This window comes from Evansella halocellulosilytica (genome assembly GCF_002335745.1).
Taxonomy (GTDB): Bacteria; Bacillota; Bacilli; order Bacillales; family Salisediminibacteriaceae; genus Bacillus_CA; species Bacillus_CA halocellulosilytica.
Genome location: NZ_NIST01000001.1, coordinates 5,279,591 through 5,298,934 on the forward strand (window position 1 = coordinate 5,279,591; position 19,344 = coordinate 5,298,934).

The following is a 19,344-nucleotide window of genomic DNA, read 5'->3' on the forward strand; positions in this document are numbered from 1 at the left end:
ATTTTCTTTATGACTGTTCCGATTATTGCCGGTCAACTACTTCTTTTTATCAGCTCCTTCCAAAGTCAAACGTCCATACCATTTTCACAGCGACAGCTGTACCCATTTCACATTCATTTTTCAATTTTTTCGATTCAATTAAAGCCCTAAGTTTTTTGCAATAATCGTTTTCATCACTTCGTTCGTTCCAGCATAAATCGCTGCAACAGGCGTATCGCGGAAACGGCGAGCAATTTTATATTCCTCCATATAGCCGTATCCACCGTAAAGCTGCATACACTCCGAAGCGACTTCCTTTGCCACGTCAGTCAGCTTCCATTTCGCCATGGAAACTTCAGTTACTATTGGTTCTCCATCCATATGCTTGCGAATTAATTGATCAATAAAGGTTCTGCCCATTTCAATTTCTGTTGCAAGCTCTGCTATTTTAAATTGTGTGTTTTGAAACTTGCTAATCGGCTTTCCAAAAGCTTTTCTAGATTTAACATACTCCATCGTCATTTGCAGCATATCTTCTGCAGCAACTTGTGCAGCGATTGCGACGACAAGCCGCTCTTGTTGGAGATTTTCCATTAAATAACGGAACCCTTCCCCTTCTTCCCCTAACAAATTCTCTTTCGGTACACGGCAATCTTCGAAAATTAATTCAGCTGTGTCTTGGCTATGAAGACCAATTTTGTTTAACTTTCGTCCCCTCGAAAAACCTGGGCTGTCTCGCTCAACGACGAGTAAGCTAACACCTTTATGCTTCGGTTCGGCTTTCGGGTTTGTTTTACATGCAACAAGGACTAAATCAGAATGAATGCCATTTGTAATAAATGTTTTTTGGCCATTTAATACGTAATGGTCACCATCTAACATCGCTGTCGTTTTAATATTTGCAAGGTCAGATCCTGCGCCAGGTTCCGTCATCGCAATCGCTGTAATACATTTACCCGTTACACATTTTGGGAGCCAACGGCGTTTCTGTTCCTCTGTACCGTAAGAAGTTAAGTATGGAACAACAATATCGTTGTGAAGACCGACGCCGACTAGACTTGTTCCGATACGTTCTAGCTCTTCATTGATCACAACAGAAAATCCCCAATCTACCTCTGCCCCACCATACTTTTCCGCTACAGATGGACAGAGAAATCCTTGTTCTCCCATCTTCTCCCATAATGAACGGGGGATAAGCCTTTCTTCTTCCCATTTTTCAAAATAAGGTTCCACCTCTTTTTCTAAAAACTTTCGTAACGCTTTTCGAAAAATATCATGTTCCTCTGTTAAATAAGGATGATTCACTTTCAAATCCTCCATTCTTCTTTTTAAATTGACTTTTCATCCGAAAATTCAGTCTTTTTATTAGAATATTTTTCACGTAATTGATACTTCAATAGCTTTCCGGATGTATTTCGAGGTAACTCGTTAGCGATGACAATCTTGCGAGGAGTTTTGTACCCTGCTAATTTTTTGCGACAAAACTGATGAAATTGTTGTTCATCAATCTTTTCCCCATCTTTCGGTACGATGATCGCTGTCACAGCCTCACCCCAAAATTCATCTGGCGTACCGATAATCGCGACATCACGAACGTGCGGATGATCATAGATGATTTGTTCCACTTCAACCGAATAAACATTTTCTCCTCCAGATATGATCATATCTTTTTTCCGATCAACGATCGTGATATTCCCCTCATGATCGATAACGCCTAAATCCCCTGTATATAGCCAGCCATCTTTAAGGGTTTTCTTTGTTTCTTCAGGTTTTTTAAAGTACTCTTTCATGACCGTTTCTCCCCGGAGGATGAACTCTCCAACAGAACCAGGCTGCACATCATCTCCTGTTTCATTAACGACTCTAGCTTCAGTATGAAAAATCGGTTTGCCGCCTTTTCCAAGATGATGTTTATGCCCTTCTGGATCTAACATAATCCCTCCAGGACCTGCTTCTGTCAGACCACAAAGATTATAAAAGCGGTCTGTTTTAAATAGCTTCATGCTTTGGCGGACAATTTCCGGAGCCATCGGCGCTGCTCCATAACCACAACGTTGAATCGATGATAAGTCATATTGATCGGCATTCGGTATTTGAAGCATAAAATTGTACATCGCTGGTACACCGAAGAAATGTGTAATTCGATGTTCTTCGATCGCCTTTAACGTCTCAACCGGATGAAAGTCTCGATGAATAATATGACTTGCTCCGAGGACAACTCCAGAAACGAGGAATAAATTCAATTGTGCTGAATGAAAAAGAGGTGCGATGTGTAAAAAGCGATCATCTCTGTTAATTCCCATTCCTACCACCATCGTTAAACCAACGTGAAAAACACGTTTATGATCAAATAACGCCCCTTTCGGTCTACCTGTTGTGCCGGACGTGTATAAAATTTCAAGATCATCGGTTTCTTCAACTTGAACAGGAGGATCATCGGTATTTTTTGTCAGTACATCTTCATATGATAAGTGATGTGTTTGTTGCGGTTGACCGACTGTAACAACTGTTCGAACATCGGTTCTTTCAGCTGCTTCTTTTATTAAGTGCTCGAACTCTTTATCACATATGACGATGGCAGAATCGGATTGTGCTAATATATATTGAACTTCCCCAGCTGTAAGCCTGAAATTAATCGGAACGACAACTGCTCCAATTTTAGCGATAGCAAAATAGGAAAAAACAAAGTAATCAGAGTTCTTCATCATCAATGCCACTTTGTCACCTTTTTTGACTTGAAGGTTCAACAATCCATGTGCGAGTTTATTCACTTCCTCATTGACCTGTAAATACGTATAATTCCTCCCCTCAAAATGAATGGCTTGTTTGTCACTAATATTTCTTGCATTTACAGATAAGTATGAGCCGATGTCCAATTTCATTTCCCCCTTTGGAAAAACATATTTGACTACTCCTTTATATATTTGCAAATTCCATGCCATGTTTATATTGATCGTGATTAGCCGGAATTTCCTACTTTACGTTGGCAAAAAAATGTATGGAGTAACTGAACTAAAAAAAGAAGTGTCCAATTTTTAGACACTCCTTACAGTTCATATTTTTTCAGTTTTTCATATAAACCTGATCGACTGATCCCTAACATTTGTGCCGCCTTCGTTTTATTTCCATTTGCACAATGTAATGCTTTTTCTATCGCGGAACGTTCAGCACTTTCAGCCATATTCACCATAGGTATCTTGCCAATACGCTCTGTATATTCCGTCATGTATTCTGGTAAATCAGCGATTTTGATTTTGCCATTTTCAGCAAATGTCGCTGCTCGTTCCAACACATTTTTTAACTCACGAACATTTCCTGGCCAATGATAATTTAACAACAAAGAGTTCGCCTCTTCTTCTATTCCCGTTATACTTGACCCGAGCATTCTGTTAAATTGTTCAATAAACACGTCAATAAACAACGGAATATCCTGCTTTCTTTCACGCAAAGGGGAAATATGTAAAGAAATCACATTTAATCGATAATATAAATCCTCTCGAAATGTCCCTTCCTTCACCATTTCCTCTAGTGAACGGTTTGTCGCTGCAATAATCCTTACATCGGCTTGTACGCGCTTTGTTCCCCCGACACGGTAAAATTCCCGCTCTTGCAGGACTCTTAACAGTTTCGCTTGTAAAGCTAACGACATATCACCAATCTCATCCAAAAATAACGTGCCTCCATTTGCTAAATCAAACTTTCCGATCTTCCCTTTGCGGTGTGCTCCCGTAAATGCGCCATCCTCGTAACCGAAAAATTCTGATTCTAACAAGTGTTCAGGGATCGCAGCACAGTTAATCGAGACAAATTTCCCTTCTTTTCTTATACTGCTTCCGTGAATCGCGTGGGCGAACAATTCTTTCCCGGTCCCGCTTTCACCTCGAATAAGAACGGTCGACCTGCCTTTTGCAGCTTTTTTCGCACTTTTCTTTAGTTTTTCAATATAAGGATCCTGACTGATAATTTGATCCCAAGTAAATCGGGCCGTTTCAGTATTCTTCAACTGGGAACGGTAAAAATTAGCCTTACTTTCAGCCTTTTCAAGCTTCTTATATAATTCACTCACTTGGTTTAATTGGCGAAACATCACTTTTCCTAAAGCTCCAATTATTTCTCCATCTTGTTTTATCGGAATTTTATTCACAATATATTTGATCCCGTTTACTTCCTTAAAGTCACTTAATTCTACTTCACCACTATGAAAAACAGAACATAAATGCAGTTGCGGCATTACATCATCAATCGGCTTATGAATGATTCTAGATTTCTCTAAATGAAACAAATCTAGAAGCGGAGGACTAACCATTGTCACCCTTTTATTCTCGTCAATCATTAAAATTCCGTCGTATGCATGTTCGATCGCGGTATCTAACGTTTGCTTTAAATTTTTCACCGTTTGCAGTTCTTTTGCCATTTGTTCAAGTTCGGTAATTTCATGGAATAATGCGATAATCCCTTTCGAGCCAGTTATCGTTTCATAACTAGATAGACGGAGCATCGTTTGATTCATTCCAACAGCTACCTTTGGTACAAAAATAGACTTAGTGTCCGCTATATCGACATTTGGAAAAAGAGTTTCGAACTTCTCACCCATGACGGATCCCTTCGATTGAGCACTCAGCGCCAAGAAGTGGTCATTCACATAAATCACTTCTTTTTCTCCATTTGTCATGACAATTCCTAAATGGGAAGATTCTAAAATCGTTTCGAGCTGTTCTTTTAATGTATTTGAATATCGAAGCAAGGCCATGACCATGTCTGTCTTTGTTAATAATCCAATAACATGGCCATCATCATCTAAGACGACTCCTGTTCCTACATGACTGTTTTTTACCATCTCTTTAATCTCATCATAAGACGTATTTACCGTAGTTGAAACAATATCTGTTTTTATGTAATGTCCGATCGGCTCTGATAACGATTGTTTTTCCAGGATGAGAGTGAACAACTTACTTTTCGTAAAAATTCCGAGCAATTGACCTTCTGCGTTCGTGACAGGAATGATATCCCATTTATGTTCTTTCATCATTTCGACTGCTGAACGTATTGATCCCGTTTCGTCTAATGTACAAGTAACAGGTGTCATCATTTCCTTCAGATCAATCACCGAACCCCTCCTATTTTGCCAGTCCATTTCTTTAATTTCTATTTTACAATATAATAGTATGTAAATTCAGAATAATTTTAACTCATTGTTGAAAATGGCCATACAGTTGGTCGGCGCGCAACTTCTCTTCGGATACACGCAACTTCTCTTCGGATGCACGCAACTTCTCTTCGAGTGCGCGCAACTTCTCTCAAAGTACACGCAACTTCTCTTCGAGTGCGCGCAACTTCTCTTCAAGTGCGCGCAACTTTCCTCACGGCACACGCAACTTCTCTCGGAGTGCGCGCAACTTCTCTCACGGTACACGCAACTTCTCTCGGAGTGCGCGCAACTTCTCTCACGGTACACGCAACTTCTCTCAAAGTACACGCAACTTCTCTTCGGGGGCGCAACTTCTCTCAAAGTACACGCAACTTCCCTTCGAGTGGGCGCAACTTCTCTCAAAGTACACGCAACTTCTCTTCGAGTACACGCAACTTCTCTCCGGTAGCACGCAACTTCTCTCAGGTTACACGCAACTTCTCTCCGACTGGCGGTCTACCTATTTAGTAGAGAAGAAGAAAAAAGCAGGGTCTTATGATTCATGATTCAGACTCTGCTTTCATTTGACGGTTTTCTTTCATAGTTTCATTTTTATTTTTAAAATTACTTAGGTTGCATCCGGATTGCACCATCAAGGCGGATCACTTCACCATTTAACATCGGATTTTCGACGATTGACTGAACTAAATGAGCATACTCACTTGGATCCCCTAGCCGTGACGGAAATGGAGTCATTTCCCCTAACGCATTGCGCGCTTCTTCTGGCAGCGCGGCAAACATCGGTGTGTCGAATAACCCAGGAGCAATCGTCATTACCCGCACACCGTAGGGAGATAGCTCACGGGCAATCGGTAATGTTAAACCAACGACACCACCTTTTGATGCACTATAAGCCGCTTGACCAATTTGTCCTTCAAATGCTGCAACGGATGCGGTGTTAATAATAACCCCTCGTTCACCGTTTTCATTCATTTCGTTTTCCACCATCTTTTCAGACGCTAATCGAATAACATTAAATGTCCCTATTAAATTTACTTCAATGACTTTTGAAAAAGAACCAAGATCATGAACACCTTTTTTACTTAATACTTTTTTCGCGTCACCGATTCCTGCACAGTTTACGACGATATCGACTTCACCAAATGTTTCAATTGCTTCGTTCAATGAAGATTGAACTGATTCTTCATCTGCAACGTTCGTTTCAACAAAGTGGACATCATCCCCAAGTTCTTCTACTAATTGCGTTCCCTTATCTCTCATCAGGTCGAAAATCACTGCTTTTCCACCTTGTTTCACAACATTGCGAATGACAGCTTCGCCCAATCCAGAGGCTCCGCCAGTTACAAGAGCAACCGAATCTTTTATAATCACAACTAAATCCCCCTTATTGAATAAGTCATCACCATTTTATGATGCAAGATTCATACCAAAATTTTTATCGTTTATTTACATATTCTATAAGCGGGATTTATCGATTTATGATTGTTGAACAAAAAAAGTGTCCAGAACATGTTTTTACACTGTACAAATTTTGGACAGATGGTTGATATGGGTCCGCTCAACACCCAATGTTAGGCTTTTAGATAACAATAACGGAACGAGCGGCCGCCAAGAAAATTCAGGGAACTTGTATGAAAAGAGGCAAAAGGTTTGCCATTAATAATTAAACAAATCGCCTTCCTCGTAACCTTCAATATGAATATCGAGAATGGCCTCTTGAATCAAATTTGCAATTCTTTCTTGCACATCTTGTATATCAACACGATCATCGATCAATTTATTACGAATTTCGCGTTCCATATCCTCAAATGATTCGAACCCTTCCCTTTCACGCTCATCATTTACTTTAATAATATGGTAACCAAACTCGGTTCTGACTGGGTCACTTACTTCCCCAACGTTCAATCCAAATGCTACTTCTTCAAACTCCGGTACCATCATTCCAACAGGGAAAAAACCTAAATCTCCTCCATCGCCAGAATTGGATGTGTCGATCGAGTAATCAAGTGCGAGCTGATCAAAATCGTCCCCATCATCAAGCTTCTCTTTTATCTCGATTGCTAGTTCTTCTTCTTCCACTAAAATATGTTGAGCATGAATTTCTCGATTCAGCTGTTCATATTCATCTCTTAATTCTTCCTCATCTATCGAGACACCATCAGCTTTCGCTTCTTCCTGTAAAAGTGTCATTTTTACTAGTTGTCGGAAGGACTCTTCGTCTCCGTAGTTTTGATAATCTAACCACATTTCAAAATCATCGTCTAATTCTTCCTTGATCATTTGAATTTCACGATCAATATCTTCTTCACGAACATTGTATGTCTCATCCAAAACTAATACAGTTACTAATTCTTGCAAAGCGCTTTCGCCATGCTTCGCTTTCAAAGCCTCATAATGTTCTTCTTTCGTAATCGTTCCAGCAGTTGTCTCCACTAAAACCTCATCACCATCGAACTCAGTAGTACTACCTTCTTCAGCTTCTGTTCCTATAGAACATGCAACTATCATTAACAAACCTGCCAACATTACGATATAAAATGCAACGTTCTTCATAATCTCACACTCCTTCAAGATCGTTATATGAAAACTAGTATGTATGAAACCTCTTAAATCGATTGAATCTTTATTTTTCAAAATCATGAAGTGAGAACGAACCAAAGAGGTCCGCTCCCACCATGAAATATGCAACTCTCACTATCTACCATTACCATTTCCTGGTCCGACACGACGAACAACACTGCTTGATTGGTCTGCATCCGTTTCAGACGTTGCAGAGAACGTTAACTCAGTTGGTCTCAGTTCTCTACCAGGATCAGGAAGCTGAACGTAAACAGATACTTCTTCCGTTTCACCAGCTTCAACTTGCAATAGATTGTTTGGAAGCATCATGTCCCAATCAGCTTCAGTGGAAGCTTCAAGACGGAAAATATCCGTTTCCTCTCCAGTATTTGTCACATTGAAACGATATTCCGCAATCATTCCAGGCTGTGCATGCTCAGCAGAGCTTGTCTCTACTGAAACACCACGTTCATAAGGGCCCGCACCATCCAAGTGACGAACAGCTACACGGTAAGAAAGAGCTTCATCATTAGCGACTACTTTATCAAGAATGTAAAAATGTAAACGATTATGCTCATCGACATATTCATTTTCGACACCGTCATCTGTTCCTGCTTTAAACAGTGCGTTCGCTAATTGCTGATAATCGCCTTTCGATAATAATTCTTCCGAACCGTCAGCTCGTACGAAATCAACTTCGTCAATATATTCCGGATGAGCATCAATGACCCAAATATTCGGCCACGACTCAGCATTCTTTGTTTTTGCCATTAATACACCTGCATCCATTTGGAAAGAATCGAAGCCGACACGGTCGACAACTTCAATCGTATAATTGTCGTACCATTCAGCACCCCTCTGCATATCTGCACGCCAGTCATCTTCCAAAGAATTTGGTGGTGTATGGTCGACCATTTCGATATTTATACCGTATATCCCATCCCGGCCAAACTCTTCTCCAGTTGGAACAGAACGCGTTAAAATCTCAGCAAATACCGGTCCCGTTTCAGCTAGCTCATCACGATCAACGTTTATATATTGATCTTCCGTCAAATACCCTTGTTTAATCTTATTTCTTAACATATGATGCGATGGAGCTGAGGCCCCTTCATACGATGGAATCGTCCATCGAGTGTGATTTCCTCCTGGACCATTAAAAGCACCACGACTCATGATTTCCCAAGGACCAGAATACGTTCTAGACACTGGATCCGCATATGGATTGTTGTAGTTATCTAGTAATTCCATAATATGACCGAATTCATGGGCAAAAACTGCCATACCGCTACTTTCACCTTGTAAGGACATTCCTTGGCTTATGTTTGCTCTCGCCCAAAGGGCTGACGCAGCCATCCAAGATGTCCAAGGTACATAACGAGTTGTCGCCCAGTTGTCTAGTTCATCTCTAAACTCCTCTGGCGGACCAAATTCATCGGGAACATCATCTGGGCCTTCAAACATCATTTCTCCAAACTGCTGCCAAATATCAGACTCGTTATAACCTGCATGAACGATAAATGTGAAATCATAGTCGATACCTGAAGCCTCGATGTCTTCTGCAGCAGCTTCTACGGCATCATTCATGATGTTATGTGTACTATACCCTTCTGGCATATGAGCTTGTTGTCCGAATTCTCCCATGCCGTACTGAAAATATCGATGTTCCATTTCATAAACACCATAAGCATCAAGGTCGACACTCCACTGACCGAAAGAGTTTTCTCTCCAATACTCATCAATCGTGCGATAATTGTTAATTTCTTGTGGTGTATTTAAGTAATCCGCCCACCACTGAGGCAGTTCGTCTCGAGGAATGTCCCCAACTCCAATTGGGTTTCCAGCAGGGTCTGATCCTTCCGGCTGACTTAATATAAATTCCTGATCTGGAAAGTCGACCAAAATTAAAGCCCCTTTAATATCGAGATCAGGCTCAATATGATCAGCTTCATTCCAATTAATCCCGGGTACTGGTCGATAATCTTCCCACGTCATATCCCTTGGGAAAACCCACGATTCTTCGTCAATCGGATCCGGAAACTCAGAAAGTCCTGGTGGTGAAGCGAAAGCTGTAGTAGAAGAAAGTAACATGAGCGAGCTGAGAAACATAGCAACTGATTTCTTTCCTATTTTCATAGATTCAGCCTCCAAAATTTAGAATTTTGCAACCTCTAGTTCTTCACCTATCTACTCCCTAAACACTCTTTGTCAAAAAAAATTGAAATCTATCACCTCACTGTAAAAAAATTATTTCTACTCCCTAAATGTATCAACAATTCTGAATTTTTGATATATTCGTCGACAAAAATAAGTAAATAGTACGAAATGTGGATATAGGAAAAATGTTGTTTGAATATGGTAGATTATTATTTACTAGAGAATAGATAAAAGAAGTGAGAAAAAACATCCCATTCAAAAGTCGCAAGAATGTCGTGTTTCAAAGTAAGAGCTGACACGCCACAAATAAACTAATTAAGTTCTCCTTCTCTAAAAGAGATTTAAACCCATTTGTCTGTTTCTTGAATATATAGAGATCATAAAAAGAGTTACCATTTTTAATGGCAACTCTCCTTGATCTAGTTAATTCGTATTATAAATTTGAAAGCACAAAAACTTAATACACTCATGAACAATATCATTTTAAAAAGTAAAACACTAAACTCTCATTTAATCAGTTAATAATTAAAACCATACTCAGACTACATAGTAAATTAATACTAGCAAGTAACTTGAATGCTTAAAACCGCAATTTATACAATATACTATTTAACAACCGTTTTATTTATATAGTCTCTGATTTTATAATAATCTTCAATCTTATCTATTTCAGACCAGTATCTATCACCAATATCTGTTATATAAACATTTTTCCCATGATCTGAAAGGTGGTACAATACATTTTCCCACCAATCATTATATCTTTCCGATTCAATCATTGAATTCAAGGTATTTCGAAAAACATCGACAAAGCTAGAACTAATTTTTGCTATTCCTACATACTCCCCTGTCCGCATATGTTTCTTCAAATCTTTACCATAATCTTGGAGAATATGATTATTATATTTAAAGAAGAAGTCGCCTTCGTCAACTTTTCTTGAATCAGCTAGCATTACTGGTGAAGCTTTTTCTGCAAGTAATAAGTCAATTGTATCTTGCTCTATATATACATCACCATTTATTAATATTATTTCGTCATCAGTTAAAAACTCCTTGGCGAACCATAAAGAAGCAATACTATTTGTAAATTGATAAAAGGGGTTATAAACAATTTCTATTGGTAAATCGTCCACTTCTTTTAGTATATGATTTTTTTGATAACCTACAACTAAGCAGACATCAATGCTGTTTTCTAAAAACAAATTAATGGTATTTCTTATTAATGATACTCTGCCCAATGGTAAAGTACATTTAGGTATTTTTTCTATATCTTTGCTTATTCGTGTCCCTCTCCCAGCAGCCATTATGATTACTTTCATTTCTATTACCAACTTTCTATTTGATTCAATTCTTCGATTAATACGTCTAGGTCTTTATCCGTAAATGAACCAACATGGCCTATCCTTAATAACTTTTCTTCTAATGCTCCTCCAATTGGGTTTACGAATATATTTAAATCATTTTTTAGTTTACGATAAATGCCCCCCGCGTTAGACCCCTTGCATATAACAGGTGTTAACATATTCGAAAGTGGAAATTTTGGAATTTCATACTTTGATGGATCAATGTATTTCCTAAAATAACATGCTCTTTTTTGAATTAGATCTAAATATCTTTCGATTCCTATTTCATCAACTTGTTTTAACCTTTCATGAACTTGCATTACAACAGAAATTGCAGGCGTATATGGAGTCTGTCCTCTCTCTAAATCAATAAAATGTTTTTGTAGATCAAAATAGAAAGTTAGCTTGGGATTATCTTGAATCTTTTCATAGGTTTTTTTGTTAACCAATACAAATGCTAATCCAGGTGAAACTGCTAGTCCTTTGTTGGAACTAATAATAGTAACATCAATTGAATTAAGATCCATGTAGTACGGGTCTGCCAGAAAAGAACTTATAGCATCTACCACTAATAACATTTTGTTTCTCTTACAAAAATTCGCTATGAGGTTAATAGGATACAATTGACCAGTTGAAGTTTCGTGAATATTAACTAACATCCCCGAAAAACCTCGATTATCATACCTTTCTAATAAATCCTCATTTATTTGCTCACCAAAATTCAATATCAATTCTTCAAACGGGATATTGTATCGCTCACATATTTCAGAAAACCTTTGACCGAACCCTCCACCATTAATAATTAGTACTTTATCCAAAGAAGAAAAAACATTTAAAACTGCCGCCTCCATCGCTCCGGTACCTGATGACGTTAAAATAGCCAACTTCGAAGACTTATCTGTAAAGACAAGACTTTTCATTAAAGAATTAACATTTAGCATTATGCTCGAAAATTCTTCTGTTCTAAAATAAGGTGGCTGTTTTCCTCCTAGTTCTAATATACTTTGTTCCATTTCAACTGGTCCGACAGTAAATAATTTCAAAAGGGTCACCCTTTCCAATAACAGTGGGTAAAATGAGTTGACTGGTTTTCCACTTCGGGAATAGACATATAATCACCGTAAAGGTCTTCTAAAATGTTATGATGGTTCTTTGGTGCCAACAATGATAGTCCACAAAATTCCACAGGCATTAATGGATAAACATCTTCTTCGGTATATGTTCCCCCTAAAAAACGATCACTTATTATGAGATACTTCTTTTTTGAAATCTTCTCTATACTTTTATAGGCGAAAACTAGTAATACTTTAGTCGTTTGAAGAAGCAATTGATATCCATATCTTGTTCCACTAATTTGAGTTAACAATTTATTATTAATCATTTTTATAAATGTATAGTTTAGTCTGTTGTATTTACTACATTTCTTAATTTTAAAAAAATCTATATATAATCCATTAAAATTTGATCGTTCTGACTCAACAATACTCGTTTTTGAATCTCTTACTCTAGCATCTATATCCCAAGTTAAAAGGTCATCACCTTGATAAAATACAGCAAGGGTTGGTTTACATCTGAGATCTATAAGCTCCATCGCTTCTTCAAAATACTCTTCTGGTACATGGATGTCTATATCATCATCCCAAGGAATAAACCCTTTATGTCTTATAGCACCTAATAAAGTTCCAAAACTCAAAACGTATGGTATTTGATTTTGTTTAAAGACATCATCGATCTGTAGCAACATATCAAATAATCGATTTTGAATTTCTTTAATACTCATGAAATTGTCGATTTTATTATTCATAAATTTTCACATCTTCCATACTTAATAATGACTATTAAATAAATATTTGCAGTATGGTATTACTAATTGTGCCACTTCAAATTCATGATATAAAACGCCGGGCTTATTGACATTTATTTCAATCAAATATAAATTTTTCTCTTCATCAATTGCAATATCAAAAGCAAGTTCATTAAGTGGATGATCATTCATTTCTTCAAAATGTACTGCAAACTTTTGAGTCATTTCTTTTATTGCGTTAACAAAGTAGTCATATTCATTAATGGAATATGTTCTTTTAATAAAGCCTTTAAAATTGCTAATCTGTCCGCCTTCATCAAGTGGAGAGATGGTAGCATAATTAAATCCAATTCGTGGATATATAATCGCGTAGTCCCATTCACCTTGATCGTTCTTCAACATATGGGCTCGTATATCAAAGGGGTTCCCCTCTTTCGTTCTAGTTCGAATATATTTTTGAACAATTAGAGTGCCTTTTCTTATAAGTGATCTAAAATAATTGGTAAGTTCGTTGTAGTTCAAATATTGCTTATTTCCACCTTCAACTACGTAATACTTGTCCAATTTAATTTTTTCTACTAAATGAACACCTTTTGCAAAAGAACCAATTTCTGGTTTAATAATAATAGCTTCATAATTATCTAAAAACTGATGTACATCTTTTATCCTATCTATTTTTCGATAAGGGATAATGTATGAATTCAATTCTTCTACAGATGACATTCTATTATATACCTCTAACTTACTCATGGAGTTTCCAAAAAACTCGTTTGTAAACGGTATACCTTCAAATTCCTGGTAAATTTTATGAAAGCTTTTAATTCCTCTTAAACGCAATCTATCATAAATAACATCTGGATATTTTGTTATTTTATTCTCCCATTTATGATTAATATAATAATGACCTTTAATTAATTTTTCCTCATAATCAATATCGTTTGGAGTAAAGTAATAAAAATTCACATCTTCATAATGAGCAACATATGCACAGGCTTTTTTTAAAGCCTCATCTTCATTTTCATCACCAATTAGCAATCCAATATTAATTCTATTATTTTGCTTAATCTCGGGTAACTCAGATAGTTGTGAATTAAAGCCATATTCTTGAGTTGTTTTATCGAATTTATTAGTTAAATACAACCCATTTTCCCCAATATATTTCGCATATGCAATTGTATTTACCGCTCTTTCTTCTTCATGATAGGTTGTTTGCGGTCCTCCATTTACTTCGTGAATCCAGATCTTGTGATTTGTATCGATTGCTAAATCCAGTCCTAATTCATCAATAGCGGAGCCATACAATTTATCTGTCGTCCATGTAATGTCCATAGTTAGTTCAATAAGTTGTTTTTCTATTGCTGAAGCGTATTGGCCATATTCTTTTGACAAAAAACGACTAAAGGAATCTGTCTTTCCTCCACGACTAATGTTACTTAAAATGCTCTTTTTACTGCCTATCCTTGGATATATTTTAGTAAGTTCCCACTCACCTTTTCCATTCTTTTGGACATGTGCACGGATATCAAATGGAGCTTTGCCTTTTGTAACACTTTGAATATATTTTTGAATCATATATTTTTCATTTTTATCTAACAATACTTTTATGAATTCAAACAACTGTTCTGATGAAAATATCTTACTTTTTTTATGATCCTTTATATGATAACTAGTACCTTTTTTTTCTATGAAATAAATTTTTTGTCCCTGTCTCCCATTAACAGGTTTAATAACTGCTTTATGATTTTTATTTAAAAAGTCTATGGCAAGATTCACATGGGTAATAATTTTAAATGGCACTAAATATTCTACAAAAACGTTTTCTTTTACAAACTTCTTTGGAACATTCAATTTGTCACCTATTCCAAATGTCGTAAATGGAAGTAACCGTTTTAATTTTTTTTCTGTAGAAGACTGTTTAATAAAAGCTGAAGGGTTAATATTGTGCACAACATTCGGAAAGTTAACTTCTTTTACCTTATTATTTTCTGATGAATAAAACTTTGCATGAATTGTTTCTTTATCAAAGTTTACATCCTCTGATGAGAAGAAAAATAATTCAACATTTTGCTTTTCAGCCTCACTCACGAGTGCTTTAATTCGGGGTTCAGGCATAACGTCTAGAGGACAAACTTTACATAAATAAACCCCTATCGAAAAACTGTTACTACTTTCATTATTAAGATTAAACTCTTCTTCTAACAATTGTTTATGCTTTTTGAATTGAGGAATTAAACTAAATTGCAATATTTCTAATATTTTCGAACTATTTCCTCTTTCTAACTCTCTTGCCAATAATAAAACATTTTCTTTTATTTTACGATTAGCTTCGATTATTTTCGAACTTAATTCTGATTGCGTATTTATCCAGTTCTCAATGACGGTAACACCATCTACTAAACTTCCATATAAAAGAATACTTTCTTTCTGTTTTTTCTTTTTCTGTAAAACTAATAACTGCTCCAATCCTTCGATTATCGTATCATTAATATGTAACAGCTGATTAACTTGCTTATGATCAATCTTTACCATACTTTCACCAACTAACTTTTAATTTTTATCACCCCACTTTTCGGATGACATTCCCATAAATTCATTTCAAAACATCCATGTAAGAAAAAAGACTCCAGCAGATGCTGGAGCCTCCTTGAATCAGCCAATAAATTAACCAAGCAATTGAAGTACTGATTGTGGCATTTGGTTTGCTTGAGCAAGCATAGATTGAGAAGCTTGAGAAAGAATGTTAGCTCTAGTCATCTCCATCATTTCTGCAGCCATATCTACGTCACGGATACGAGACTCAGCAGCTGATAGGTTCTCAGATGCGTTGTCTAAGTTAGAAATGGTATGCTCTAAACGATTTTGTACCGCACCTAGGTCAGATCTTTGTGCAGAAACTGCTTCGATTGCATCATTAATCGTTTCAATTGCAGTGTTAGCACCTTCTTGAGTAGCGATATCAACATCGTTGATTTCTAAACCTTCAGCAGACATATCTTCAATTGAGATTGTAATGTTTTGGTCAATGTTTGCACCAATGTGGAACGTACCTTCAAATTCGCCACCTAATAGGTTTTGAGTGTTAAATTCTGTATTGTCAGCAATTCGAGTAATTTCCTCTTGCAGTTGAGCTACTTCTTTTTGAAGCTCTTCACGGTCAACTTCTACGTTTGTGTCGTTTGCAGATTGTACTGCAAGCTCACGCATACGTTGAAGGATGCTGTGAGTTTCATCAAGAGCACCTTCAGCTGTTTGGATAAGAGAGATACCATCTTGTGCGTTACGGCTAGCTTGATCTAGACCGTTAATTTGTGCACGCATTTTTTCAGAAATTGCTAAACCTGCTGCGTCGTCGCCAGCACGGTTAATTCGCATACCAGAAGAAAGCTTCTCCATAGCAGATTGTTGTGCACTTTGGTTGATTCCCATTTGACGGTGAGTGTTTAACGCTGGGATGTTGTTGTTAATAATCATAATAAAAATTCCTCCTTGAAATTGTTTGTGTTTTCTTCCGTTCACATCCTTGTGAGTGGAAGGTAAATTTGATGAATCACTAGTAAAAAAGTCGGCCGCACTTTTCACTAATGATTGCTACATTTCTTTTATCGGATGATTAAGCATAATGTTTAATAGTTTTTATGAAAAAAATAAAGATTTTTGTCTGATTTTTTGCTGGACTTTGCTGATTTTAGAATTAATCATCCCAGCTATGCTTTTTTGGTTTGACTCCCTTTGCATGTATTGATTCAAATTAGTGAGAAGCTTACGCGAAATACGGACGAGTTGTGCCCCACAGAATGGTCCCTCGATCAAGCTCACCCTTTCGTCCATGTGAAAGCTAATAAGACGCGTGAGAGGATTTGGTACTTATGCCAATAAGTATAATCGAGCTGAAAAGCTTCCATCTATCCGTGTATACAAACGCCATTGTTTCGCTTTACTCCGAACAATAAATCAACAAAATAAAAAAGCAAAGGATTTCTCCTCTACTTCGTTTACCTATATGCTTCTACCCAGCCGCGGCGGATTGCGGTACTAATTGTTTCGGTTCGATCTGATGCTCCAACTTTTCTTAGCATATGCGTGATGATCGTACTCACTGTCGATGGTGCTAGAAATAGTTTTTCGGCAATGACCCGATTGTTGTGACCTTCTAGAATGAGCTGTAACACGTTCTGCTCATTTTCATTTAATAATCCATTTAATGCTTCTCTCTTTAAAACAAGTTTTTCAATCGGTTTATTTTTGACTTTTTTTCGTTCAATTTCAAACGCTAATTCTCGTAGGATTTGTGGATCAACGATTATTTCATTACTTTTCACAATCTTTATAATAAATGGAAGGTGCCCATTCAAATAGGCTTGTGTCACTAATCCGTCGATTGGATAGTTTAGATAAGTAAATATACTTTTATTTTCAACATTTTTAATAACGAGAATAATTCTTGTCTTCGCGTAAGGAGGCATTCTGAAAAGCTTCTCTAATAATGTCACGGTTTTTCTATCATACGTATGAACCATAAGCAAAAGGAGGTCGCAAGGCCTTGAGTTATGTATGAGAGCTGATAATGGTTCAAAGTGAATATCTTCATAATTTTCTCTCAGAGCATCAAGTGTATCGTCGGGGACATCACTTTGAATATCAAAAATACGCACCTCTGTTTTCACCTGAGGTTCATTGGTCGTCGTTATCATATTCATATCCCCTTTCTTCATTTATTTAAAACTAACAAAAGGATACATATCGTCACAAGATTCGATAGTCATCATTTTATTAGGATAAAAGTCATCGTTTTTACTTTTTCACATATTTTTACACTAATAGATAGGTCTTTACTTAATTTATTTTCCATTTAATACCCATTTTAATAAGCTATTATGACTATCCATTAGCAATTTAACAGTTGACTTTATTAGTAATTTAATAGTAGTCTGTTAAATCTCAACTCAATTAAAAAAACGCAATAAATTATTGCGTTTTAGTCGAATTTTTAACCGAATCATTCAATTGTTTTAATAAATTTGCTGAACTTTTGGAAGCAGCATTGTTTTCCTCTTGTATCGCTAAATAAATTTCTTTCCTGTGAATATCAATATTTTTAGGGGCATTAATGCCTAGTTTCACTTGATCACCATCTACACCGATGACTTTTACTTCAATATCATCACCGATTTTTATCGCTTCATTCAGCTTGCGAGTCAATACGAGCATCACTCATCCCCCTTTTGCCCGGATACTGCGACAGTTACTAATGGATGCTTCGTATGATAATCGGATTCATTAAGAACAATTTGTTTTCCCTTTTGCTTGCTGCCGTTTATGATGATTGGACCACGTAGATTCGCCGTTGACTCTTCTAACGTTTCCTTTAATGTAAGAACGACGAAAGTCGCGACCTCTTCTTCTTGTTCAATTTCCAAGTGCTCGACTGTACTATCTGAAAGCTTTAATTCATAATCTGGAAAAAAAGAAAAAGGAGTCATGACGACAAATGCTAATCCTGCCGTTTGAACTGATTGCAGGATGTAAAAAGGACTAGGCTCCTCACTAAATGGGAGTAAAATAAATTCCTTTTCATCTTCAAAACTCGGAATCCCTTGCTGAAAGGTAATAATATTTTTTTCGTTCACTTCCATTTCTCCAGCGTATTTCGTTTCTATTTTCATCAACATCACTCCACGCTCCGTAATCTTCTTGCACGTTTATTTTACATGTTTTTTCATTCGGGTTAAAACGATTTTATACGTTTTTTATAGCGTACGGTCAATCGTTGGATCCACGTAAAAAAACTGAATGCTTTCTTTTTGCTGTATATAGACGTCTGTTTCCCACCGTGGGATATGAACGTCTGGATCGTTCGTTTGGACACGAATGTCTGGACCTGGCCAATCGACATTCACCTTTATGTCAGATGGCGTGTAATCAAACTTCACTTTAAATGCATTTTCCGGGACAAATCCAACATTGACTTCTCGTAGCGGGCGTTCACTGTTTTGCTTTGCAATTGAAGGAAGAGCATTTATTCCATTTTCGATTCGTTTCAGTTGTTCTCCTTGTCGGGCCGTCTTTGCCATGTACTGCATGACATTTTGTTTCGCGTCCGCAGCCCATTCACTCAACCGCCGAAATGGTCCTTTTAAATCAGCATCAGCAAACGCTTCCGATTGGTCTATATAAAGTTTTGACGCTGTTGTACTAATCGTTAAATTTCCGTTGAGCTCTTGATCGATTGAAATATCCGCTGGACGTTGACTAATCGTCATTTGCGGTTTATGTTGCTGCATACCGATCTGCGCATGTTGAGTTTGAATATCTACCCGAGGTAATTGCACTTGTATCCCTCCATTCTATACATAGAA

At 37.0% G+C, this 19,344-nt stretch carries 15 protein-coding genes; all 15 read right to left on the reverse strand.

What is annotated here, in order from left to right; translation table 11 throughout:
- Positions 1–138: 138 nt before the first annotated feature.
- The gene (locus tag CD001_RS24915) at positions 139–1,284 is read right to left on the reverse strand and encodes an acyl-CoA dehydrogenase family protein (RefSeq protein ID WP_096190260.1); all 1,146 of its coding nucleotides are present in this window, start codon (positions 1,282–1,284) and stop codon (positions 139–141) included.
- A gap of 23 nt (positions 1,285–1,307) precedes the next feature.
- Entirely contained in the window at positions 1,308–2,855 is a 1,548-nt protein-coding gene (locus tag CD001_RS24920) for a long-chain-fatty-acid--CoA ligase (RefSeq protein ID WP_096190261.1), read from the reverse strand.
- 170 nt (positions 2,856–3,025) lie between these two features.
- The gene (locus tag CD001_RS24925; protein WP_257009936.1) at positions 3,026–5,086 is read right to left on the reverse strand and encodes a sigma 54-interacting transcriptional regulator; all 2,061 of its coding nucleotides are present in this window, start codon (positions 5,084–5,086) and stop codon (positions 3,026–3,028) included.
- Positions 5,087–5,731: 645 nt separating this feature from the next.
- Positions 5,732–6,499 carry a 3-hydroxyacyl-CoA dehydrogenase gene (locus CD001_RS24930; protein WP_096190262.1) on the reverse strand — a complete coding sequence of 256 codons (768 nt, stop codon included), beginning with the start codon at positions 6,497–6,499 and terminating at the stop codon, positions 5,732–5,734.
- A 285-nt stretch (positions 6,500–6,784) separates the two neighbouring features.
- A complete protein-coding gene (locus tag CD001_RS24935) occupies positions 6,785–7,681 on the reverse strand; it encodes a peptidylprolyl isomerase (RefSeq protein WP_179298894.1) in 897 nt (298 codons plus the stop codon).
- A 141-nt stretch (positions 7,682–7,822) separates the two neighbouring features.
- The gene (locus CD001_RS24940) at positions 7,823–9,820 is read right to left on the reverse strand and encodes a M6 family metalloprotease domain-containing protein (protein ID WP_096190264.1); all 1,998 of its coding nucleotides are present in this window, start codon (positions 9,818–9,820) and stop codon (positions 7,823–7,825) included.
- Positions 9,821–10,446: 626 nt separating this feature from the next.
- Positions 10,447–11,160, reverse strand: coding sequence for a phosphocholine cytidylyltransferase family protein (locus CD001_RS24945; protein WP_096190265.1), 714 nt, complete (start codon positions 11,158–11,160; stop codon positions 10,447–10,449).
- 5 nt (positions 11,161–11,165) lie between these two features.
- On the reverse strand, positions 11,166–12,227 hold the full coding sequence (locus tag CD001_RS24950; RefSeq protein ID WP_096190266.1) for a pyridoxal-phosphate-dependent aminotransferase family protein: 1,062 nt from the start codon (positions 12,225–12,227) through the stop codon (positions 11,166–11,168).
- A 5-nt stretch (positions 12,228–12,232) separates the two neighbouring features.
- The gene (locus CD001_RS24955) at positions 12,233–12,988 is read right to left on the reverse strand and encodes a LicD family protein (protein ID WP_096190267.1); all 756 of its coding nucleotides are present in this window, start codon (positions 12,986–12,988) and stop codon (positions 12,233–12,235) included.
- Between the two features lie 21 nt (positions 12,989–13,009).
- Positions 13,010–15,517: a YheC/YheD family protein gene (locus CD001_RS24960; RefSeq protein WP_096190268.1), complete on the reverse strand. Its 2,508-nt coding sequence runs from the start codon at positions 15,515–15,517 to the stop codon at positions 13,010–13,012.
- A 132-nt stretch (positions 15,518–15,649) separates the two neighbouring features.
- Entirely contained in the window at positions 15,650–16,459 is an 810-nt protein-coding gene (locus CD001_RS24965) for a flagellin N-terminal helical domain-containing protein (protein WP_096190269.1), read from the reverse strand.
- 521 nt (positions 16,460–16,980) lie between these two features.
- Positions 16,981–17,679, reverse strand: coding sequence for a response regulator transcription factor (locus tag CD001_RS24970; RefSeq protein WP_179298895.1), 699 nt, complete (start codon positions 17,677–17,679; stop codon positions 16,981–16,983).
- Between the two features lie 274 nt (positions 17,680–17,953).
- Positions 17,954–18,196, reverse strand: coding sequence for a carbon storage regulator CsrA (gene csrA, locus CD001_RS24975; protein ID WP_096190271.1), 243 nt, complete (start codon positions 18,194–18,196; stop codon positions 17,954–17,956).
- The gene (gene fliW, locus CD001_RS24980; RefSeq protein WP_096190272.1) at positions 18,196–18,651 is read right to left on the reverse strand and encodes a flagellar assembly protein FliW; all 456 of its coding nucleotides are present in this window, start codon (positions 18,649–18,651) and stop codon (positions 18,196–18,198) included. Before fliW ends, csrA begins: the two co-directional genes overlap by 1 nt.
- A gap of 84 nt (positions 18,652–18,735) precedes the next feature.
- The gene (locus tag CD001_RS24985) at positions 18,736–19,317 is read right to left on the reverse strand and encodes a DUF6470 family protein (protein WP_096190273.1); all 582 of its coding nucleotides are present in this window, start codon (positions 19,315–19,317) and stop codon (positions 18,736–18,738) included.
- Positions 19,318–19,344: the final 27 nt, after the last annotated feature.